Origin of the sequence: Pandoraea sp. NE5, from assembly GCF_024363545.1 — a bacterium.
Lineage (GTDB): Bacteria > Pseudomonadota > Gammaproteobacteria > Burkholderiales > Burkholderiaceae > Pandoraea > Pandoraea cepalis.
On sequence record NZ_AP025517.1, the window covers coordinates 961,491 to 981,608 of the forward strand.

At 64.4% G+C, this 20,118-nt stretch carries 21 protein-coding genes; 6 read left to right on the forward strand and 15 right to left on the reverse strand.

Features of this window, described 5'->3' with window-relative positions:
• Positions 1-72: 72 nt before the first annotated feature.
• Positions 73-993, reverse strand: coding sequence for a methyltransferase domain-containing protein (locus PanNE5_RS04470; RefSeq protein ID WP_261939313.1), 921 nt, complete (start codon positions 991-993; stop codon positions 73-75).
• Positions 994-1,096: 103 nt separating this feature from the next.
• On the opposite strand from PanNE5_RS04470, the gene PanNE5_RS04475 reads away from it, so the two are divergent.
• Both PanNE5_RS04475 and trmL read left to right on the forward strand, forming a co-directional pair.
• Entirely contained in the window at positions 1,097-1,945 is an 849-nt protein-coding gene (locus PanNE5_RS04475; protein ID WP_157211379.1) for a ComF family protein, read from the forward strand.
• 16 nt (positions 1,946-1,961) lie between these two features.
• On the forward strand, positions 1,962-2,432 hold the full coding sequence (gene trmL, locus PanNE5_RS04480) for a tRNA (uridine(34)/cytosine(34)/5-carboxymethylaminomethyluridine(34)-2'-O)-methyltransferase TrmL (RefSeq protein ID WP_017232702.1): 471 nt from the start codon (positions 1,962-1,964) through the stop codon (positions 2,430-2,432).
• Here the strand turns inward: trmL and PanNE5_RS04485 are convergent.
• The 5 genes from PanNE5_RS04485 to PanNE5_RS04505 form a co-directional block, all read right to left on the reverse strand.
• Positions 2,414-2,944, reverse strand: coding sequence for an O-acetyl-ADP-ribose deacetylase (locus PanNE5_RS04485; RefSeq protein ID WP_150551805.1), 531 nt, complete (start codon positions 2,942-2,944; stop codon positions 2,414-2,416). The two genes, trmL and PanNE5_RS04485, sit on opposite strands and share 19 nt — an antisense overlap.
• 154 nt (positions 2,945-3,098) lie before the next feature.
• Positions 3,099-4,118: an NAD(P)H-dependent glycerol-3-phosphate dehydrogenase gene (locus PanNE5_RS04490; RefSeq protein WP_017232704.1), complete on the reverse strand. Its 1,020-nt coding sequence runs from the start codon at positions 4,116-4,118 to the stop codon at positions 3,099-3,101.
• 63 nt (positions 4,119-4,181) lie between these two features.
• Positions 4,182-4,688 (reverse strand): protein-export chaperone SecB, encoded by a 507-nt coding sequence (secB, locus tag PanNE5_RS04495; RefSeq protein ID WP_017232705.1) that lies wholly within the window; start codon positions 4,686-4,688, stop codon positions 4,182-4,184.
• A gap of 65 nt (positions 4,689-4,753) precedes the next feature.
• Positions 4,754-5,014 carry a glutaredoxin 3 gene (gene grxC, locus PanNE5_RS04500; RefSeq protein WP_017232706.1) on the reverse strand — a complete coding sequence of 87 codons (261 nt, stop codon included), beginning with the start codon at positions 5,012-5,014 and terminating at the stop codon, positions 4,754-4,756.
• A gap of 17 nt (positions 5,015-5,031) precedes the next feature.
• Entirely contained in the window at positions 5,032-5,439 is a 408-nt protein-coding gene (locus PanNE5_RS04505) for a rhodanese-like domain-containing protein (protein WP_017232707.1), read from the reverse strand.
• A 234-nt stretch (positions 5,440-5,673) separates the two neighbouring features.
• On the opposite strand from PanNE5_RS04505, the gene gpmA reads away from it, so the two are divergent.
• The 3 genes from gpmA (at position 5,674) to PanNE5_RS04520 (ending at position 9,196) form a co-directional block, all read left to right on the forward strand.
• A complete protein-coding gene (gpmA, locus tag PanNE5_RS04510; protein ID WP_017232708.1) occupies positions 5,674-6,420 on the forward strand; it encodes a 2,3-diphosphoglycerate-dependent phosphoglycerate mutase in 747 nt (248 codons plus the stop codon).
• Between the two features lie 429 nt (positions 6,421-6,849).
• Positions 6,850-8,373, forward strand: coding sequence for a S41 family peptidase (locus PanNE5_RS04515; protein ID WP_017232709.1), 1,524 nt, complete (start codon positions 6,850-6,852; stop codon positions 8,371-8,373).
• A gap of 70 nt (positions 8,374-8,443) precedes the next feature.
• The gene (locus PanNE5_RS04520; RefSeq protein ID WP_017232710.1) at positions 8,444-9,196 is read left to right on the forward strand and encodes a HesA/MoeB/ThiF family protein; all 753 of its coding nucleotides are present in this window, start codon (positions 8,444-8,446) and stop codon (positions 9,194-9,196) included.
• Positions 9,197-9,350: 154 nt separating this feature from the next.
• Here the strand turns inward: PanNE5_RS04520 and ptsP are convergent, their stop codons facing one another.
• The 9 genes from ptsP to PanNE5_RS04565 all read right to left on the reverse strand — a co-directional run bounded on the left by ptsP (position 9,351) and on the right by PanNE5_RS04565 (position 19,200).
• Positions 9,351-11,087 carry a phosphoenolpyruvate--protein phosphotransferase gene (ptsP, locus tag PanNE5_RS04525; protein WP_410007558.1) on the reverse strand — a complete coding sequence of 579 codons (1,737 nt, stop codon included), beginning with the start codon at positions 11,085-11,087 and terminating at the stop codon, positions 9,351-9,353.
• Between the two features lie 144 nt (positions 11,088-11,231).
• Positions 11,232-11,501 carry an HPr family phosphocarrier protein gene (locus PanNE5_RS04530; protein ID WP_261939314.1) on the reverse strand — a complete coding sequence of 90 codons (270 nt, stop codon included), beginning with the start codon at positions 11,499-11,501 and terminating at the stop codon, positions 11,232-11,234.
• 3 nt (positions 11,502-11,504) lie between these two features.
• Complete coding sequence (locus PanNE5_RS04535; protein WP_017232713.1) at positions 11,505-11,918, reverse strand: PTS sugar transporter subunit IIA; 414 nt, start codon at positions 11,916-11,918, stop codon at positions 11,505-11,507.
• A 169-nt stretch (positions 11,919-12,087) separates the two neighbouring features.
• Positions 12,088-13,026, reverse strand: coding sequence for a glutathione synthase (gene gshB / locus PanNE5_RS04540; RefSeq protein ID WP_017232714.1), 939 nt, complete (start codon positions 13,024-13,026; stop codon positions 12,088-12,090).
• A 60-nt stretch (positions 13,027-13,086) separates the two neighbouring features.
• Positions 13,087-14,388: a helix-turn-helix transcriptional regulator gene (locus tag PanNE5_RS04545; protein WP_261939315.1), complete on the reverse strand. Its 1,302-nt coding sequence runs from the start codon at positions 14,386-14,388 to the stop codon at positions 13,087-13,089.
• A gap of 435 nt (positions 14,389-14,823) precedes the next feature.
• Entirely contained in the window at positions 14,824-16,113 is a 1,290-nt protein-coding gene (gene gshA, locus PanNE5_RS04550) for a glutamate--cysteine ligase (RefSeq protein WP_017232716.1), read from the reverse strand.
• A 357-nt stretch (positions 16,114-16,470) separates the two neighbouring features.
• Positions 16,471-17,940 carry an ammonium transporter gene (gene amt / locus PanNE5_RS04555; RefSeq protein WP_246181717.1) on the reverse strand — a complete coding sequence of 490 codons (1,470 nt, stop codon included), beginning with the start codon at positions 17,938-17,940 and terminating at the stop codon, positions 16,471-16,473.
• Between the two features lie 86 nt (positions 17,941-18,026).
• Positions 18,027-18,365: a P-II family nitrogen regulator gene (locus PanNE5_RS04560; protein ID WP_010804740.1), complete on the reverse strand. Its 339-nt coding sequence runs from the start codon at positions 18,363-18,365 to the stop codon at positions 18,027-18,029.
• A gap of 13 nt (positions 18,366-18,378) precedes the next feature.
• Positions 18,379-19,200, reverse strand: coding sequence for a TorF family putative porin (locus PanNE5_RS04565; protein WP_261939316.1), 822 nt, complete (start codon positions 19,198-19,200; stop codon positions 18,379-18,381).
• 393 nt (positions 19,201-19,593) lie between these two features.
• On the opposite strand from PanNE5_RS04565, the gene PanNE5_RS04570 reads away from it, so the two are divergent.
• Positions 19,594-19,842, forward strand: a complete 249-nt coding sequence (locus PanNE5_RS04570) for an accessory factor UbiK family protein (RefSeq protein WP_017235617.1) — start codon at positions 19,594-19,596, stop codon at positions 19,840-19,842.
• The last annotated feature ends 276 nt before the right edge of the window (positions 19,843-20,118 follow it).

Genomic DNA, 20,118 nt, shown 5'->3' on the forward strand with positions numbered 1-20,118 from the left:
TGTAGGACGCAGGATACGGTGGGGTGTCAGGGCGCCAGCGGGAGGGGCCGGGTCCGCGAAACTCAGCGAAACTCAGCGAGGCCGGCCGCCGCGTCCGATGTCCTGAAGGCGAACGACGGCATTGCCGGCCGCATCGGTCTTCTCGGGAATTTTCCAGGCGTGCCCGTAGACGAGTTCGAACGTCAATGCGATCGTGCCGTCCGCACCGCGCTGACGTTCCAGCGCCGCACGCAAAGCCGCAAGACGCGCCCGCCCGGTAAGGCCCCTACGACGCTCGGGTCGTGGATTCACGCCGAGCAAACGCACGTCGCGCAGCAATGTGTCAGGCGTTTCGAACGTCAGCGTGAGGCGCTCCATGTCCGTGACGGGGGTATCGAATCCACTCGCCACCATCATGTCGCCCAAGTCATGCATGTCCGTCGGCTCAAGGGCATGCGGCGCGTCATCGACTTCCGCCCACGCCGCTCGCAACTCCCGCAGGGTATCGGGACCATAGGCCGAAAACATCAGCAAACCGTCGTTGCCAAGCACGCGATGCCATTCGGGAATGACGCGATGCGGCTCGCGATACCAATGGAGCGCGAGGTTCGACCAGACGAGATCGAAGGTGCGCGGCGCGAACGGCAGCGCGGAGAAATCGGCCTGCACGACGCCATAGGGCGGCGCACTGCGCAGCAGTCGGCGCCAACCGGTTGCTGCGCCTGCCGCCGCGGCGGCCTTGACCATCGCGAGCGACGCATCGAGCCCCACGCGATAGGCCTCGGGGTAACGCTCGCCGAAGCTCAGCAAATCGCCGCCCGTGCCGCATCCGGCATCGAGCACGCGGGTCGGCTTCAGCTTGATGTAATCGAGTCGGCTCGCGAGCCGCGATGCCACCTCCCGCATCAGGAAGTCGGCCTGCGGCCAGTTCGGCGCTCGGCGGTCGAACGCAGTGCGCAAAAAGCGAGCGGAGAACGCGGAGGACGGGGTCGGGGGAGCGGCGGAAGGCTTCATGGGACGGGCGAAAAGGCGAGTCGGCAGTATACTCGTTGCTGTCCGAATGCATCGTGCACCGCCACGCGCCCCGGCGCACGCCGTTCCATGCCGAGCATCGACGATGTCGACCGCCCCGCCTTCCCACCACTTCATCGCCGCTATCACCTTGCCCTTCCTCCCTGCCACCTTGCCAACGCTCGCCAAGCTTGCTGGCGGGTGGCTGCGCATGGCGTTGCCCGATCACTGCGCGCTTTGCCACCGGCGCGCACCGCGGCAGATCTGTGCCGATTGCGCACACGCCTTCGACGCCGACCGGCCTGATGCGCCGTTGCGCTGTCGCCAATGTGCGGTCGCATTGCCATCGCGGCCCACTTACGCGGACGAAACGGACTCGCAAGGCATCGGAGGTGCGACAATTTGCCGCACCCCACCCCCGCTCGTGTGCGGACAATGTCTGCGGTTGCAACCTGCGTTCGACACGACACTGACGCTCGCAGACTACGTGGCACCGCTCGATGCGCTGATGATTCGTCTGAAATACCATGGCGCCCTGCCATTCGCACGCGAGTTCGGCGAACGCCTCGGCAACGCCCTCTCGAATTGCCGAGACGAGGCTGCGCTGCTGGTGCCCGTACCGCTTGCGCCGTCGCGACTCGCGACGCGGGGTTTCAACCAGGCGTGGGAACTCGCGCGGGTCGCGTCGCGGCGGGCGCATCTGCCCGCCAGCGCCCACGTGCTGCACCGTGAGCGAACGACCGCCGCGCAGCGACGCCTGTCGCGCGATGAACGCCGACGCAACCTGCGCGGCGCCTTCGTCGCGAGCGACCAAGTCCGTGGGCGTCGGATTGTGCTTATCGACGACGTGATGACGACGGGTGCGACGTGCGACGCCGCGGCCGCCGCCCTCAAACGCGCCGGCGCAGCGCATGTGATTGCGGCAGTCGCATTGCGCACGCCGCTCACCTCATAACTCTGTCTCAACGCTCATGTTCAACGTCGTTCTCGTCAGCCCCGAAATTCCGCCGAACACCGGCAACGTCATTCGCCTGTGTGCCAATACGGGCGCGCGCCTGCACCTGATCGAACCGCTAGGCTTCCCGCTCGACGACGCGCGTATGCGCCGCGCCGGGCTCGACTATCACGAGTATGCCGAGATGAAGGTCCACCGGGATTGGGCCGCGTTTCTGAGCGCAGAAGCGCCGGATCCCACGCGCATGTTCGCGTTGACGACGCGCGGTTCGCGCCCCTTCGGCGAGCTGTCGTTCGCCAAGGGCGATTGGTTTGTGTTCGGATCGGAAACTCGCGGCCTCGCCCCGGAACTGCTCGATACATTCGCCGCGACGCAGCGCGTGCGACTGCCGATGCGCCCGGGCAATCGCAGCCTCAATCTTTCGAATACGGTTGCCGTCGTGGTCTTCGAGGCGTGGCGTCAACAGGGTTACGCCGGCGGGTCCTGACTCGCCAGTTCGGCGCGATAACGCGCCAGCATCGCACCGTCGAAACAAACGAACTCGACGTGCTCGATGCTCGGGAAATGCGGCAGCGCGTCGCGCACGGCGAAGACAGCCAGCGGCACCGCCAGCTCGGGGGGATAACCGTAGATGCCGCAACTGATGGCCGGAAACGCTACGCTGCGACAGCCGTGCGCCGCCGCCAGACGCAAGCTCTCGCGATAGCAGCTCGCGAGCAGCGCAGGCTCATCGTTCGCGCCGCCGTGCCATACCGGCCCCACCGTATGAATCACGTATTTCGCCTTGAGTCGAAATCCCGGTGTGAGCTTGGCCTGTCCCGTCGCGCAACCCTGCAGTTTGCGACAGGCGTCCAGCAATTCCGGGCCGGCGGCACGATGGATCGCCCCGTCGACACTGCCGCCGCCCAGCAGCGATTCGTTCGCGGCATTCACGATGGCATCGACCGACGATTGCGTAATATCGCCTTCGGAGGTGTGGAGATGGGCAACTGGCGACATGGGTTCGACTCCCTTGTGCGAGTGCCGACGACGGGATTCCGCCATCGGGGAAACGGCGCGCCGACTATCCTGCGAAGCATCGCAGGCCGGTCATGCTGCGCCGGGCGAGACCGGACAACGTCGCAACGTGCCAGTGAAGCGTCAGGGTGACGCCTCACCCCGCAGGGGTGTCGTCCTCTCGTTCCGCGCGGGCATCGCGCCGCAGCAGGGATTCCACCGCCGCACGGGCCGGTAGCCCCTCGAACAGCGTAGCGCATACCGCGTCGGTAATGGGCATTTCAACACCGTGCGCGCGGGCCAGATCGCGCACCGCACGTGCACATCGTACGCCTTCCGCGACGTGCCCCAACGATGCCAGCACGTCGTCGAGCGACTTGCCCGACGCCAGTTGCAGACCGACGGTACGATTGCGCGACAGATCGCCCGTTGCCGTCAGGATCAGATCACCCATGCCGGCCAGCCCCATGAACGTCTCGGGCTTGCCGCCCAGCGCGACGCCCAGGCGGGTCATTTCGGCCAGACCCCGCGTGACGAGCGCCGCGCGGGCATTGAGTCCCAGACCGAGTCCGTCGCTGACACCCGTGGCGATGGCGAGCACGTTCTTCACGGCGCCGCCGACCTCGACGCCGACCACGTCGTCACTCGAATAGATGCGCAGTGCGCCGAAGTGACACGCGGCGATCGTCAGTTCGCACAGCGACGGCACCGCGCTCGCAATGGTCAGCGCCGCCGGCAGTCCCTGGGCGACTTCGCGGGCGAAACTCGGCCCGGAGAGCGCGCCGCCCGCCACCTGAGGGAAGACCTCGGCAACGATCTGGTGTGGCAGCAGTCCGGTATCGGACTCGAAACCCTTGCACAGCCAGATCAGGTTGTGCGGCGCATCGGCCGCAAGCGCCATATGGCCGGCCAGTGCCCGCAGGCCGGCCACGGGCACAGCCGCTACGCACAAGGCGCGTTCACCCGTGCCATGCGTGAGCGCCGTTGCGAAGTCGGCTTCGAATCGCAGACGAGGCGACAGCGGCGAACCAGGGAGGTAGAGGGAATTTTCGTGCGAGGCGTTCAGTTGCTTCACGAGCGCCGCATCGCGCGCCCAAAGGACAACCTCATGGCGTGCCGCCATGTGACTCGCCATCGCGGTGCCCCAGGCACCTGCACCGAATACGGCAATCTTCATGAGAGAGGCCTCGACGCGAAGGCCGACGCCGGGCCGGCCGTCGCGTCGATCAAGCGCAAGCGCTTAGTGGGTCTGGGCGGCCGAGCCGTCGGGCATCACGATGCCCGGGGCCGGCGTTTCGCCGTTGGCCGCTTGTTGCTCGGCCAGTTGCGCCAGTCGCTGTTCGTACAGTGCCTGGAAATTCACTTCGGCCAGATGGATCGGCTGGAACCCGGCACGGCTGATGGCATCGGCCACGTTGGCGCGCAGGTACGGGTAGACGATCGTCGGGCAAGCAATGCCAATGAGGGGGTCGAGTTGTTCGACGGGCACGTTGCGAATCTCGAAGATACCGGCTTGCTTACCTTCGACCAGGAACGCGACCTTGTCCTTGATCTTGGCCGTCACGGTGGCAATCACGGCGACTTCGAAGATTTCCTCGGCCAGGCGTTCGGCGGCGACGTCCAATTGCACTTCCACGGTCGGCATCTCTTGCTCGAGGAAGATCGCGGGCGAATTCGGCTGCTCGAGCGACAAATCTTTCAAGTAAGCGCGCTGGATGCTGAAAAACGGCTGATTCTGGTCGGACATTTTGTTTCCTTGGGATAAGACAGCCGCGCAGACACGCGGCTGGGCGCACTATTTTGCGGGCGGTATCAGGCGGCTTGCAAGAGCGGCACGAGGCCGCCGGCACGGTCGAGTGCCGACAGATCGTCGTAACCGCCAATGTGGCGCTCGTCGATGTAGATCTGCGGCACGGTGCGGCGCCCTGTGCGCGTCATCATTTCCTCGCGGCGGGCGGGTTCCTTGTCGATCAGAACCTTCTCGATTTCCTGAACGCCACGCTGACGCAGCAGTCGCTCCGCCATCTGGCAATACGGGCACACTTGCGTGCTGTACATCACGATCTTCGGCATGACTGGCGATTCCTCGATTACTTCACGACCGGCAGGCCGGCTTCCTGCCAGGTGGCAATGCCGCCCTGGAGGCTGAACGCCTCGGCGTAGCCGAGACCGCGCAGCAACGTCTGGACGCGCGCGGCGCCCTGCCCGTTCTTGCACACGATCAGGACCGGCGCGGCCTTGTTCTTGATGACCTGCCCGACCTTTTGTTCGACGTCGTCGAGCGGCAGATTGCGCGCGGAGGGCAAGTGGCCTGCGGCGAACTCTTCGCCAGAACGCACATCGAGCACCACGGCGCCTTTACGGTTGATGAGCTGGGTCGCTTCCACAGTCGACAGACCGCGCCCGCCACGCTTGAATACGGGCCATGCCAGCATGCCCCCCGAAACGAGGGCAATGGCGATCAGCGCGAGGTTGGTGTAATCAGTAAAGAACGTCACAAACCACCTGAAAAATATCAAAAGAATCCGATCATTATAAAATAATCCGTGATTGCGCCGACGGGTTGCGTTGCCAATCGCTGCGCCGGACGTCGGCGGCCCCCTCGCCGCGCCCCCGAACGTCTCTGAATTGTTGCCGCAAATCCCCTTGCCGGGCCTTGCTGCGCAAGGCGCGGCGTGTAGCAATGCGCTCGCCGGCTGCCCCCGCTTTCCAACTCTGACTGACGTTTTCTCATGTACAAGCTCGTTCTCATCCGCCACGGCGAATCGACGTGGAACAAGGAAAATCGCTTCACCGGCTGGGTCGACGTCGACCTGACCGAGAAGGGCGCCGCCGAAGCCATTCAGGCCGGCAAATTGCTCTCTGACGCCGGCTACGCGTTCGATCTCGCCTATACGTCGGTCCTCAAGCGGGCGATCCGCACGCTCTGGCATGTGCAAGACGCCATGGACCAGATGTGGATTCCCGTCATCCATAGCTGGCGCCTGAACGAGCGTCACTACGGTGCGCTCGCCGGCCTGAACAAGGCCGAGACCGCCGCCAAGTACGGCGACGATCAGGTGCACGTCTGGCGGCGCAGCTACGACACGCCGCCGCCGCCGCTGGCCGCGGATGACGAGCGCAGTTCGTACCGCGACCCGCGTTACGCCAAGCTCAAGCGCGACGAGATTCCGCTCACGGAATGCCTGAAGGACACTGTGGCGCGCGTGCTGCCGTTGTGGAACGAGTCGATCGCCCCGGCCGTGCGCGCCGGCAAGCAGGTGCTCGTCGCCGCGCATGGCAATTCGCTGCGCGCCCTCATCAAGCATCTCGACAACATTTCGGACGACGATATCGCCGGTCTGAACATCCCGAACGGCACGCCGCTCGTGTACGAGCTGGACGCCGACCTCCAGCCCATCCGGCATTACTACCTGGGCGACGCGGAGAAGATCGCCGGCGCGTTGGCCGCCGTGGCCGCGCAAGGCAAGTCGAAGTAATCGTCGATCCTCGCCTGCGCCAATTGACGACACCGAGCGCGCCGCCCCCTTGCGGCGCGCTCGCCCCCCGTTTGGCGCGCCGCTACGTCCCTCCCTTCCGCCGCTTTCGCGGCACTTCCCCCCAGCACGTCCCCCGCTGCCCCCTCCAGTAACGCGCCGTAACACGATTTCCATCGCTTTCGGGCATCCTGCCCCGCGAGGTCCAATCCTCGCCAATGCTCGCTCCGCCAGCGAAAGCCCGCCGTTATCGAGCCGCGTGCCGGAAACATCCCCCACAAAGTCGCCGCAACCGGAACTTTTCGTAGAACCACTCAGGAAAACTCCCTGTCGAATGGGCAATGCCCGCCCTGCGGGCAAACGGTTATACTTCGCCAAAGTGCGCGCGCCCCTTGGCGGGCGCCCCGAAAAATCCGGAATTTCCACGCCTATATGCGCCAAACCCTCAAACACATCGGCCTGATCGTGCTGGGCCTCGCAACCGGTGCGGCTGCCACCCTCGCGTTCTCGCAGGCTTCCGCACAAACCGCTACCACGCCGTTGCCGCTCGAACAGCTCCGGCTGCTGGCCGAAGTGTTCGGTCAAATCAAGCGCGAGTACGTGCAGCCGGTCGACGACAAGAAGCTGCTGACCGCAGCCATCAAGGGCATGGTGTCCAGCCTCGATCCGCATTCGTCCTATCTCGACAAGGACGAATACAAGGAGTTGCAGGAACAGACGCGTGGCCGCTTCGCCGGTCTTGGCATCGAGATCTCTCAGGAAGACGGCCTCGTGAAGGTCATCTCGCCGATCGAGGACAGCCCGGCCTTCAAGGCGGGCCTGAAGCCCGGCGACCTCATCACCCGCATCGATGACAAACCCGTGCGCGGCATGACCCTCGATCAGGCGGTCAAGCGCATGCGTGGCGCACCCGGCAGCAAGGTCACGCTGACCATCTACCGCAAGTCGGACGAGCGCACGTTCCCGGTGTCCATCGTGCGTGCGGAAATTCGCGTCCAGAGCATCAAGGGCAAGATGCTCGAGCCGGGCATCGCTTACGTGCGCATCACGAGCTTCCAGGAACGCACGGTGCCGGATCTGGCCAAGAAGCTGCAGGAGCTGGCCAAGGATCAACCGATCAAGGGTCTCGTGCTCGACCTGCGCAACAACGGTGGCGGCATTCTGCAGTCGGCCGTCGGCGTGTCGGCAGCCTTCATGAAGGAAGGCGCCACGGTCGTGACGACCAACGGCCAGATCGAAGACGCCAAGCAGAAGTACACGGCCACCTTCGACAACTACCGTCTGTCGGCGAGCCCGGACGATCCGCTCAAGGGCGAAGCCGCCTTCTGGAAGACGGTGCCGATGGTCGTGCTGGTGAATGCCTACTCGGCCTCGGCCTCGGAGATCGTGTCCGGTGCGCTGCAGGATTCGAAGCGCGCGCTGATCATGGGCAAGACGACCTTCGGCAAGGGCTCCGTGCAGACCGTGCGTCAACTGTCGCCGGACACAGCGCTGCGTCTGACCACGGCCTACTACTACACGCCGAGCGGCCGCTCGATCCAATCCATCGGCATCACGCCGGACGTGCCGGTCGACCAGAATCCGAAGGGCGATCCGGAAGACGTGCTGGTTACGCGTGAAATCGACTACCAGAACCATCTGCACAACACGCAGAAGCCCGACGAGCAGAAGGCCATCGACGCCCGCGAAGCCCGTCGCCTGGAAGAATTGCGCCGCCTCGAGGAAGAAAACGCCAAGAAGACGCCGGAAGAGCGCAAGAAGGAGCGAGACGCGCGCCTGCCGGATCTGGGCAGCGCCGACGACTTCATGCTCCAGCAGGCCGTTCATCAGCTCAAGGGCGAGCCGGTCCAACGCACGAAGTCCCGTCTGGAAGCCAACGCCGGCCCGATGCCGAAGGACGCGTCCAAGGCTGCCAGCCCCGCCGCGACGCCGGCCAAACCGTCGGACAAGAAGTAAGCATCGGCTTTACACTACAAACCGTGCCCGCGAAAGCCGGCACGGTTTTTTTATTCTTTTCCGTTTTGCGATGAACGACGACCAGTTGCTGCGTTACTCCCGCCACATCCTGCTCGACGAACTCGGTATCGAGGGTCAGGAGCGTCTGCTCGCGGCCCACGCCGTGATCGTGGGCGCAGGCGGTCTCGGCTCGCCCGCCGCGCTTTACCTCGCGGCCTCCGGCATCGGACGCATCACGCTGATCGACGACGACGACGTCGATCTCACCAACCTGCAACGCCAGATTCTTCACGACACCGACAGCGTCGGTCGGCCCAAGGTGGTCTCCGGACGCGACCGCATTGCGCAGATCAACCCCGGCGTGGTCGTCGACGTCGTCACCGCACGGGTGGACGAAGCGCAGCTCACAGCGCTCGCCCGCGGCGCCACCGTGGTGCTCGATGGGTCGGACAACTTCACCACGCGTCACGCCGTCAATCGGGCTTGTGTCACGGCGAGGGTGCCGCTCGTGTCCGGCGCGGCCCTGCGCTTCGACGGGCAGATCAGCGTATTCGACGTGCGCGACGACGCGTCGCCGTGCTACGAATGCATCTTTCCCGCCGACGAACCTTTCCCCGAGCAGGCCTGCGCCACGATGGGGGTTCTCGCCCCGCTCGTAGGCATTATCGGCAGCATGCAGGCGGCCGAAGCGATCAAGCTCATCACGGGCATCGGGAAGCCGCTCGTTGGGCGCCTACAGATGCTCGACGCCCTCAGAATGAGCTGGCACACCATGCACTGCGCCCGCAATCCGGAGTGCAAGGTCTGCGGCCAGCGCCACTGAAGGCATAGGGTCCGGCCGACGTTGACCGGGCGTCGCACGAACCCTCAAATCGCGCTCAATGCCCGCTGAGCGCGGGCGAAAAAAACGGGCCCCCTGTGACAGGACGCCCGCTTTTTCGTACTTGTGGGGGATGCGCGACGCCCCGGCCTGCCCGTCAGGCCGCCGCCAGGCGCGCCAGCGCCGCCTGCATCTCCTCGGGTTCAGTGGCGGCGAGCAGCTCCTGGACCGGCCGTTCCAGATCCGGCAGATGCGCCCGCAGGATTTCCTGCTTGACCTGCAGCAGTTGGCTCGGATGCATTGAAAACTCGCGCAGGCCCATGCCGAGCAGCAGACGGGTCGCCGTCGGATCGCCCGCCATCTCCCCGCACACTGCCACCGGCACGCCGAACGCATGCGCTTCGCGAATGGTCATGGCGATCAGTCGCAGCACCGCCGGATGCAGCGGGTCGTACAGATGGGCGACGGCGTTGTCCGCGCGATCGATCGCAAGCGTGTATTGAATCAGGTCGTTCGTGCCAATGGACAGGAAGTCGAGCCGCTTCAGGAACATCGACACCGTGAGCGCCGCCGCCGGCACTTCGATCATTGCGCCCAGCTTCACGCCCGGGTCGTAGAGCAGGCCCGCCGCGTCGAGCTGCGCCTTCGCTTCGCGAACGAGTTCGAGTGTCTGGTCGATTTCCTGCGCATGCGCGAGCATCGGGAACAAAACCTGCACCTTGCCGAAAGCCGACGCGCGCAAAATGGCGCGCAACTGCGTGAGGAACATGCGCGGCTCGGAGAGGCTCCAGCGAATGGCCCGCAGCCCCAGAGCGGGGTTCGGCGCCGTCTCGTACGACTCATGACTGTCGAGTGGCTTGTCGGCGCCAACGTCGATGGTCCGGATCGTCAGCGGCAGACCTCGCATCGATTCGACGGCGCGCTTGTACGCCTCGAATTGCGCCTCTTCCGCCGGCGCCTCCTTTTCGTTCATGAAGAGGAATTCCGTGCGAAACAGCCCCACGCCCACCGCGCCGGCGGCGACCGCCGTCGCAGCGTCCTCCGGCAATTCGATGTTGGCCAGCAACTCGATGTGGGTACCGTCGATCGTCTGCGCGGGCGAATGCTTCAGACGCTGCAGACGGCGCTCCTCGAGCGCACGCTCGCTTTGGCGGTAGCTGTACTCCTCGAGCACGATCGGCGCCGGGTCGACGATGACGATACCGTGATCGCCGTCGATGATGATGATGTCGTCCTGCTTGATGAGCAGGCTGGCCTGCGCGACACCGACCGCCGCCGGAATGCCCAGGCTGCGCGCGACGATGGCCGTATGCGACGTCTTGCCGCCAAGATCCGTGACGAAGCCTTTGAACGTCTGCGACTTGAACTGAAGCATGTCGGCCGGCGCGATGTCGCGGGCCACGACGATCATGTCGTCGCGTGGCGTCTCAGCCACCACATGGCGAATGCCGGGCGTACCGGCGAGCGCCTTGAGTACGCGCTCGGTCACCTGTTCGATGTCGGCGCGGCGCTCTCGCAGATACTCATCGTCGATCTCCTCGAAACGGGCGACGAGCACCTCGAGCTGTGTGGTCAGCGCCCATTCCGCGTTGTAGCGGCGCTCGCGAATCAGCTTGATGACGGCGTCGGCGAGCAACGTGTCGTTGAGGATCAGCGAGTGAACATCCAGGAATGCGCCCATCTCGCCCGGCGCATCGTGGGGCAGTTCAACCTTGAGGGTATCGAGTTCGTGCTGGACAGTCGCCTGCGCGCCGTGAAAGCGCGCGATTTCTTCATCGACCTGGGTGGCGTCAAGCAGATAGTGCGGGACATCGAGCGTGGCGGGCGCGAGCAAGTAGGCGCGTCCGATTGCGATGCCGCGGGAAACGGGAATGCCGTGCAGGGTGAAAGACAAGGAAGTCTCCCGGTTCAGAGGCGGATGATTCGACCGAAGTCCGTGTATTTTGCCGCGTACGGGCGGCGCTCGGCACGGTGAGTCGCCATTGGGCACAGGCGCGATCGACGCTCGCGGCGCACCGCGACTCACCGCAACGGCGTGTTACTCCCCTTCGCCGAACTTGCTCGCGATGAGCGCCAGGATTTCATCCATGGCTTGTTGCTCGTCAGTGCCTTCGGTCTCCACTTCGACCGTCGCGCCAATCCCGGCAGCCAGCATCATGACGCCCATGATGCTCTTCGCGTTGATGCGCCGACCATTCCGGGTCAGCCAGACCTCACTCTGAAATTTCGCCGCCAATTGCGTCAGCTTTGCCGATGCCCGGGCATGCAAGCCCAATTTATTTACGATCGTCGTTTCTTGTCGAAGCATGTTTCAGTGTGACGTAGTGTGTGTGGCCGGCGCACCCGCGCCGACTTCCAGAATACCTTTAGATCCGCCCGAAAGCACCTTCTCCACCAGCGTGTCGAGCGGCACCGAGCGATAGCACACCGCCTTGATGAGCATCGACAGGTTCACCCCCGAGAGCACGCGCACCTTTGGATCGACGAGTTGCGCAGCAACATTCGACGGCGTGGCCCCGAACAGATCGGTGAGGACCAGCACGCCGTTGTCTTCGTGCAACTGCGCGAGGCGTTCACGCGCCGTGACGACGAGTGCCGCCGTGTCCTGGTCGGGCACAACGTCGATCGCGCCGATGTGCGCCGGACAACCGCCGTAGATATGCGAAACACACTCGCGAAGTGCCGAGGCGAGCGGTGCGTGAGCAATAATCAGAATTCCAGCCATGATGCTAGGTACGCCAAGCGCCGCGCGTGTTTGGAAGACAAACACAACGGCGAACGCGAACCTGTCGTTTTTGGGACTGTTATTTTAGCAGGCGCGCAAAAAACCCGAATTTTCATCAAGTTAGGGGCTGTCTGAAACGACTCGTCGCCCGACCGGCCCCGGATTTGCCTTACACCGCCCGTTCCAGCGCGTCGATGAACATCTTCGGCACGTCGAAGCCGGTTTGCTCCGTAATTTCCTGGAAGCACGTCGGACTCGTGACGTTCACTTCCGTGAGGCAATCACCGATGACGTCGAGCCCTACGAGCAGCAGACCACGTTGCCAGAGGATCGGCGCCAGTGTTTCGGCAATCTGACGATCGCGCGCCGTCAGGTCGCGCGCCTCGCCCACGCCGCCGGCAGCAAGGTTGCCACGCACTTCATTGCCCTGCGGGATGCGCGCCAGCGAGTGCGGCACGACCTGGCCGCCGATGACGAGAATCCGCTTGTCGCCCAGCACGATCTCGGGAATGAAGCGCTGCGCCATCACCGAGCTGGCCCCGTATTCACCGAGCATTTCGATGACCGACCCAAGGTTGCGGCCATCCGGCCCGATGCGGAACACCCCCGTGCCGCCCATGCCGTCGAGCGGCTTGTAGATCACGTCGCCATGTTCGTCGTGAAAGGCGCGCAGGCGGTTCGCGTCGCGCGTGACCAAGGTCGGCGTCACGAACTGCGGAAACTCGGCGATCGCCATCTTTTCGGAGTGATCACGAATCGAACTCGGCTTGTTGAACACCCGGGCACCGGCGCGCTCGGCGACTTCCAGCAGCCACGTGGCGTTGATGTACTCCATGTCGAACGGCGGGTCCTTGCGCATGAGCACGGCGTCGAACTCGGTGAGCGCGCTCACCCGCGTTTGCACCACGTCGTACCAGGCTATCGCATCGCCCGTCAGGCGAATTTCCCTGACGCGCGCATCGACCGCCGCGTTTTGCCATGCCATCTCGTGCGTCTCGCACGCAAAGATGCGGTGCCCTCGACGTGCGGCCTCGCGCATCATCGAGAACGTGGTGTCCTTGTAGATCTTGAACTGGTCGAGCGGGTCGGCGATAAAGAGAATCTGCATCGATCGGCGGGAGTCTTTGGGGGTTCGGATGCACACACCGCGGGCAGCGGCGACAGGCGTCTATTCTAGCCGAGGCGCCATTTTGCCGCTGTGCGTCGCCTCGACGAGCGGCGCGCCGCGCCCTCCCAGCGCACGTGCGCCGCTTCCGAGCGCCGCCGTCCCGCCCAGCCCGAGCAGCAGCGATGCGTCGCGCACGGGGTCCAGACGGGCGCGCATGAGCGACAAATGCGTCTTGAGCGTTTGCACGCCAATCGCGCAAGCCTCGCGCGTCTGGGCGCGCGACTGCCCAGCCAGCAACCGCATCGCGATCTCGCGCTGCACCGGGGTCAGTCCCGTCTCCCAGAGCCGCAGCAGCAGCCGGATGGCGGGCGGCACGGCCAGGCGCAGGGCAATGCGCACGCGCTCGGTCGCTCGCCCCCCCATCCCGCACAAGTGCGTGGCGTGCAGATGCAGCGTGCCGCCCGGCACCTCGACCGCCGTGCAGACCGGCACACCCGGCGACAAGGCATCCGATGGGTGGAGTCTGAGTTCGTCGACCAGCGTCTGACACGCCTGCACTACGACGCACGCGTCGGGCCAAGCCCGCCCCGGCATGCGTTGCCAGACCCGTCGCATGAGCGTCAGCGCCGCGGGGTCGGCCCACTCCGGCTGACGCCGATGCCAGACAATCGTACCCGCCACGTCATCGCCAATCGCGCCCGACGGCTCGGGCCGAAGGGACTGCGCAGGCGATGTCATCGCGGTCATCGCGGTCATCGGCGGAAAACCGGGGCGCTTGGGTGGCGTGGCGAATTCGGCGGCGGCTGTCTCGAACGCCATCACTTCGCGCGCAGTGAAACGCGGCTGCGACCTGCGGCGCGAAACAAACAATCGCAACACGCCGGGGGGTGCGATGGGCAACAGATCGGCGCCGTCGCTGCGCGCCGCTTCCTCGTCGCACGCCCGGGGCGCCGGCAACAGACAAACGTCGAGCAAGTCCCCGTCGGCGAGGCATCCCGCCAGTTCCGGCGGACGACGCAACGACCAGGGCGCCGCGGCCAGACCGCCCCGCGAGCGCCGCGCATGACCGCATAACAGCTCGCCGTGCGCGAGCGAGCGCTGTAACTCCGCCACCGGCGGCATCGCCCAATCGCTGGCGGCAAACCGCTCGCAGGCCGACAGCGGTGCCTGCGGTGCGTACCAGCAGGTGGCCTCGGCCGTCGCGGCCGGGTCGTCCGACGCATGACACCAGAGCGCGGCGACGCCATCCGCTGCCAGACGTCGGCGCAGCGTCTCCAGCCACAGCGGCAGATAGCCCAGCGTCGGTACCGGCAGTTGATGGATTTGACGAAGGCCCGTGCGCAAATCCCCGTGCATTTCCATGTGCCTCCCAGACACCCCCATTCCGAGGAAATTTCCTATTCCGCATCGAGACGGACGCGCATCCCCCGTTCGGGGGATGTGGTGCACATCAAACGGTCGCATCATCGCTTCAATGCTGACGCGAACGAGACGGCGGATCGGCACAGTACACCGATCCAACCGTCGAAGGGGGAGCGCAGGAAACCAGTTTGCGGGGGGAACCGCCCAGGGAAGCCCCGATTTCCGGTCGTTGCATGAGGCGACCGGTAAATGTGACGCCCGGCTAGTCGGGGGGCCAGCCGGGCGTCTTTTTCTTTTCGCCCCACGGAACTTGAAGCGTTCAAGGCCGCCGCCGCACAGGCAGGGCCTCACCTCAAATTCGGAAACATCTCAAACCAACGCGTGACCGAAAAGGCGTGAACGGATGCCACTGGTCGCCGCGCCGATCGTGCCGCGTCAATACGTTTCCGGATCCGGATCGGTGCGCTCAAGTTCGACCGACGCCGCGAGCAGCGCCAGACGCGCCACCACACCGTACATATAGAACCGGTTGGGCGGTGCCGCCCCCGGCTTGGCGTGGACATCGGGCAGTGCCGTATGCTCGAAGGCGAGCGGCACGAAGTGCATGCCCGGCGCGTTGAGGTTCTCGTCGGTCCCGCGTCCGGTGTGCACCCGGTAGAAACCGCCGACCACGTACCGATCGATCATGTAGACGACCGGTTCGGCCACGGCTTCGTTGATGCGCTCGAACGTGTAGACCCCTTCCTGCACGATCACGTCGTGCACTTCGAGGCCTTCCTTGACCACACTCATCTTGGTGCGCTCGCGCCGGTTCAGGTTTTTGATCTCGGCGGCGTCGTGCACCATCATCACGCCCATGCCGTAAGTACCGGCATCGGCCTTGATCACGACGAACGGCTTCTCGCTGATGCCGTACTCGCGATACTTCTTGTTGATCTTCTTGAGCACGGCGTCGACCGTATCGGCGAGCTTTTCTTCGCCCACGCGCTCGTCGAAATCGATGCCCTCGCACTTGGCGAAGTACGGGTTGAGCATCCAGGGATCGACGTCGATCATCTTGGCGAACTTCTTGACGATGTCGTCATATGCCGAGAAATGCTGGCTCTTGCGGCGCACCGCCCACCCCGCATGCAGCGGCGGCAGGAGGTACTGTTCGTGCAGACCTTCGAGAATCGGCGGAATGCCGGCGGACAGGTCGTTATTGAGCAGGATCGAACACGGATCGAAATTCTTGAGGCCCAGCCGGCGCGGTGTACGCTCGAGCGGCTCGATCACAACGTGCTGACCGTCGGGCAACTCGATGGTGGTCGGCTCGGTGATGTCGTCCGAGAGACTGCCCAGACGCACATGGAGCCCTGCGTGACGCATGATCGTCGACAGCCGCGCAAGATTCTGCAGGTAGAAGGTATTGCGCGTATGCCGTTCGGGAATGAGCAGCAGGTTCTTGGCGTCGGGGCAGATCTTCTCGATGGCGGCCATCGCCGCCTGCACCGCAAGCGGCAGCACCTCCGGCGCCAGATTGTTGAAACCGCCGGGGAAGAGATTGGTGTCGACCGGAGCAAGCTTGAAGCCGGCATTACGCAGGTCGACCGAACAATAGAACGGCGGCGTATGTTCCTGCCACTCGAGCCGGAACCAGCGCTCGATGGCGGGCGTCGCATCGAGGATCTTTTTTTCCAGGTCGAGCAAAGGGCCTTTCAGAGCCGTGACGAGATGCGGAACCATGCTTCTCTCATATCCAGATGGAATATCGATTGTAGAGCATACGCTCGGCGCCCCCCACCCTTGGGCGGGATCGGAGGACGTAGAGTGCGCACGCCGCGGTGAGAGAAGATGGGGACGAAGCGGGGAATCGCAAGCGAAAAAAACGGGTACCCGCCGGGTACCCGTCCAATGCCGGGGGCGGCTGTCCGACCAGCCACCGGCAACCTCTCTTGCTCGCCCTGGGCCGAGGTTGGCAGCGCATCGTTGCCGATTCGCGGGCGCTTGTTGGAAGTCACGCCCGGCCGGAGCCGGGCCTAAACCATGCGATGTCACAGCGTCGAGCGGTGGGGCAAACGCCCCCCACCGACGTCTGCGTCATCAGTTGTGATAAGCGGATTCGCCGTGCGAGGTGATGTCCAGCCCCTCGCGCTCTTCGTCTTCCGGCACCCGCAGACCCAGCACGATGTCGGCGATCTTGAAGGCGATGAAGGCGACCACGCCCGACCAGACGACCGTGGTGAGCACGGCCTGCAACTGGATCCAGACTTGACCGGCGATCGAGTAGTCCGGCGCCACCTTGTTGGCCACGTAGTCGTAGATGCCCGTGCCGCCAAGCGACGGGGCCGCGAACACGCCCGTCAGAATCGCGCCGAGCATACCGCCCACGCCATGCACGCCGAACACGTCGAGCGCGTCGTCGGCCTTGAGCAGGCGCTTCAGGCCATTCACCCCCCACAGGCAGATCAGACCGGCAAGCAGGCCGAGCACGATCGAGCCCATCGGGCCGACGAAGCCGGCGGCCGGCGTCACCGCCACCAGACCTGCGACAGCCCCCGAGGCACCACCGAGCATTGACGGCTTGCCCTTGCCGATCCACTCACCCGCCGTCCATGACAGCGTTGCAGCTGCGGTGGCGAGCAGCGTGTTCACGAAGGCGAGCGCGGCACCGCCGTTGGCCTCCAGCCCCGAGCCGGCGTTGAAGCCGAACCAGCCGAACCAGAGCAGCGAGGCACCGATCATCGTCATCGTGAGCGAATGCGGCTTGAACGCTTCCTTCCCGAAGCCAACACGCTTGCCGACCATGTACGAGCCGACCAGACCGGCGATAGCGGCATTGATGTGCACCACCGTACCGCCTGCGTAATCGAGCGCGCCCTTCTGGAAGAGCCAGCCGGCATGTGCCGTGGCGGCGTCGGCGGCGGCAGGGTCAGTGTAAGCGTCCGGACCCGACCAGAACCACACCATATGGGCGATCGGCAGGTACGAGAACGTGAACCAGATCACGGTGAAGAGCAGCACGGCCGAGAACTTGGTACGTTCGGCAAACGCCCCGACGATCAGCGCACAGGTAATGGCGGCGAACGCGGCCTGGAACGCCATGTACGCGTATTCCGGCACATTCACGCCCTTGCTGAAGGTCGCGGCGATCGAGTCCGGCGTCATGCCCTTCAGGAACAGACGATCAAAGCCCCCGAAGAACGCCCCGCCCTCGGTGAACGCGATGCTGTAGCCGTAGATCGACCACAGCACGACCACGAGCGAGAAGATGATGAAGCACTGCATCAGCACCGAGAGCATGTTCTTCGAGCGGACGAGACCGCCGTAGAACAGGCCCAGGCCGGGCAGCGTCATCAAAATCACCAGCGCGGTACAGGTCAGCAGCCAGGCCGTATCGCCTTTGTTCGGTGGCACGGGCGTTGCGGCGGCGGGTGCCGGCGCAGCGGCCTGAGCCGACGGTGCAGGCGCAGCCGCCGGCGTCGCAGCCGTCGCTGCGGGTGACGCCGTCTCCGACGCGGCGGCAGGCGCCGAAGCGTCCTGCGCGAGCGCGGCGGTCGAGCCGAGGCCCATCGTGCCCGCGACGCCTGCGAAGGCGGCGACGAGCAACAGTTTGGCAAGCAGTTTTTTCATGATTTGTTGTCTCTTTTGTAGGACCTTCACAGCGCGTCTTCGCCGGTCTCTCCCGTACGGATTCGGACGACGTGTTCGACGTTGGACACGAAAATCTTGCCGTCGCCGATCTTGCCGGTGCGGGCCGCCTGCTCGATGGCGTCGATCGCCTGATCGAGCAGGGCGTCGCCGATGACCGCCTCGATCTTCACCTTCGGCAGAAAGTCGACGACATATTCTGCACCCCGATACAGCTCGGTATGGCCCTTCTGGCGGCCGAAGCCCTTGACTTCGGTCACCGTAATCCCCGCCACGCCAATGTTCGAGAGGGCTTCGCGCACCTCGTCGAGCTTGAAGGGTTTCACAATTGCGGTTATCAGCTTCATATTGAGTCGCTCCTTAGAATGTCTTCGACAACCCCACGACGACCGTCGCCTTGGAGAGTACCTTGCCGGAATTCGCGGCGGTGTAGTACTTCTCGTTGGCGTTCGTATCGACGTAGGCGACCGACACGGAGAAGTTCTTGCCCAGGTCTTTCGACAGGCCGATCTTCCAGTCGGTGTAGCCAGCCGCGCTGAAGTTGTGCACCCACTGATGCCCCACGTGACCCACCGCGGAGAGGCCCCAGACGCCGATGTCATAGGTTGCCGTGAGGTCGAGGTAGCCGCTGTTCGACGTATCCTGGCCGTCCGGACTCACGAGGCCGAACAAACGGGTCATGGAGTGCGAGTACTTCAGCGTTACGGTTTTCCAGCCCAGGGCGGCATACAGTTCGAACGTATGCGGACGCGGGAAGAAGGCCCCGGACGGATAGGTGCCCGGGTAGTAGTACTGCAGGCCCCCGACATCGATGGTCCAGTCCGGGATGATTTCCTTCTTCCAGCCGCCGTAGAAATCCATTTCGATCGGCGCGCTCACCGCCGAATTGCCATCCGAAATCCAGCTGATGTTCGACGCCCATACGCCCGCATACAGCCCGGATTCGTGTGCGATATCGAAACCGCCCTGCACCGCCGGGCGCTTGCCCGTTTGCGAGATCCCGCGGAAGCGGTAGTCGGAGAACAGACCGATGTTGGCGGTCACGGTCAGCGGTTCGGCCGCGGCACTCGCCGCTGTGGCGGGCGCCGCGCCATCGGCGCTCGTTTGCGCAAAAGCGCCGGCAGACATCGCCATCGCACCGGAGAACACAACGCCAGCCATCGCAGTTGACACTTTCTTCATCACTTTCCCCTGAGTTGTTATCTAACGTCTTGGTGCAGCGTGCGGCAGTTTCTGACCTGAGTAGAGCAACTCTCGTGCCAGGTCTCGCATCCCCATGCGCTGCGATGCGCAAGATACAAATTCCGGGATAAAAAATTGGCAAAATTGCGGGGACAAAGTGGCGCGCCGGTGCCGGCACCGGCGACAACCCAGCGTGTCGAACGAGATCAAATCCTTGCCGGGTAACGGTTGCGCCGTTGTGTGCGCTGGCTGGGTGCAGGAAACGGTGTTAGAGTTGCGCCAACGTTGGCGGCCGCCCTGATGCACCACCTTGCACCGGTCAGACCGGCGCGCCGAAGCACACTGACGGTGCAAGCACCACGTTGGTGCGAAGAATCGAAGAGAGGAAGGCTTATGAAACCGAACGAGATCCTGCAAGACATGCAAGCCAAGGTGAGTGAGTTGCTCAAGCAATCCCCCGCCAAGGATATCGAGCGCAACGTCAAAAGCCTGCTCAACCAGGGCTTTAACCGGCTCGATCTGGTGACCCGCGAGGAATTCGACGTGCAGGCGCAGGTGCTCGCGCGCACGCGCGAAAAACTCGAGGCGCTCGAAAAGCGCGTGGCCGAACTCGAAGGCCTGCGCAACGAAGCGCAAGACTGACGAAACACAAGGGGCGCGTGGGCGCCCTTTGTCATCTTCGGCGGCCGAAGGCCAACGCCATGCCCCGCTGCGGCGCACCCAACTGCCGCGTGTCGTCACTTCCCGATTCTCAGTCTGAGATCAGAATCCTCCTAAATCGTAGCGGACCTTGCCGAACCGTCGGTGCCGTCGCTCCGAAAACACCCTCCACGCCCCCGATTTCCTCCGATTGAACATTGTGCGCCGCGGCGTTCTGCGACGACTATCGACATCGATGTGATGCGTCGCAATAGTTCG

Coding starts and splice junctions, on each gene's coding strand:
- PanNE5_RS04470 (WP_261939313.1), bottom strand. CDS start 993: ATGAAGCCTTCCGCCGCTCCCCCGACCCCGTCCTCCGCGTTCTCCGCT.
- PanNE5_RS04475 (WP_157211379.1), top strand. CDS start 1,097: ATGTCGACCGCCCCGCCTTCCCACCACTTCATCGCCGCTATCACCTTG.
- trmL (WP_017232702.1), top strand. CDS start 1,962: ATGTTCAACGTCGTTCTCGTCAGCCCCGAAATTCCGCCGAACACCGGC.
- PanNE5_RS04485 (WP_150551805.1), bottom strand. CDS start 2,944: ATGTCGCCAGTTGCCCATCTCCACACCTCCGAAGGCGATATTACGCAA.
- PanNE5_RS04490 (WP_017232704.1), bottom strand. CDS start 4,118: ATGAAGATTGCCGTATTCGGTGCAGGTGCCTGGGGCACCGCGATGGCG.
- secB (WP_017232705.1), bottom strand. CDS start 4,688: ATGTCCGACCAGAATCAGCCGTTTTTCAGCATCCAGCGCGCTTACTTG.
- grxC (WP_017232706.1), bottom strand. CDS start 5,014: ATGCCGAAGATCGTGATGTACAGCACGCAAGTGTGCCCGTATTGCCAG.
- gpmA (WP_017232708.1), top strand. CDS start 5,674: ATGTACAAGCTCGTTCTCATCCGCCACGGCGAATCGACGTGGAACAAG.
- PanNE5_RS04515 (WP_017232709.1), top strand. CDS start 6,850: ATGCGCCAAACCCTCAAACACATCGGCCTGATCGTGCTGGGCCTCGCA.
- PanNE5_RS04520 (WP_017232710.1), top strand. CDS start 8,444: ATGAACGACGACCAGTTGCTGCGTTACTCCCGCCACATCCTGCTCGAC.
- PanNE5_RS04530 (WP_261939314.1), bottom strand. CDS start 11,501: ATGCTTCGACAAGAAACGACGATCGTAAATAAATTGGGCTTGCATGCC.
- PanNE5_RS04535 (WP_017232713.1), bottom strand. CDS start 11,918: ATGGCTGGAATTCTGATTATTGCTCACGCACCGCTCGCCTCGGCACTT.
- gshB (WP_017232714.1), bottom strand. CDS start 13,026: ATGCAGATTCTCTTTATCGCCGACCCGCTCGACCAGTTCAAGATCTAC.
- PanNE5_RS04545 (WP_261939315.1), bottom strand. CDS start 14,388: ATGGAAATGCACGGGGATTTGCGCACGGGCCTTCGTCAAATCCATCAA.
- gshA (WP_017232716.1), bottom strand. CDS start 16,113: ATGGTTCCGCATCTCGTCACGGCTCTGAAAGGCCCTTTGCTCGACCTG.
- amt (WP_246181717.1), bottom strand. CDS start 17,940: ATGGGCCTCGGCTCGACCGCCGCGCTCGCGCAGGACGCTTCGGCGCCT.
- PanNE5_RS04560 (WP_010804740.1), bottom strand. CDS start 18,365: ATGAAGCTGATAACCGCAATTGTGAAACCCTTCAAGCTCGACGAGGTG.
- PanNE5_RS04565 (WP_261939316.1), bottom strand. CDS start 19,200: ATGAAGAAAGTGTCAACTGCGATGGCTGGCGTTGTGTTCTCCGGTGCG.
- PanNE5_RS04570 (WP_017235617.1), top strand. CDS start 19,594: ATGAAACCGAACGAGATCCTGCAAGACATGCAAGCCAAGGTGAGTGAG.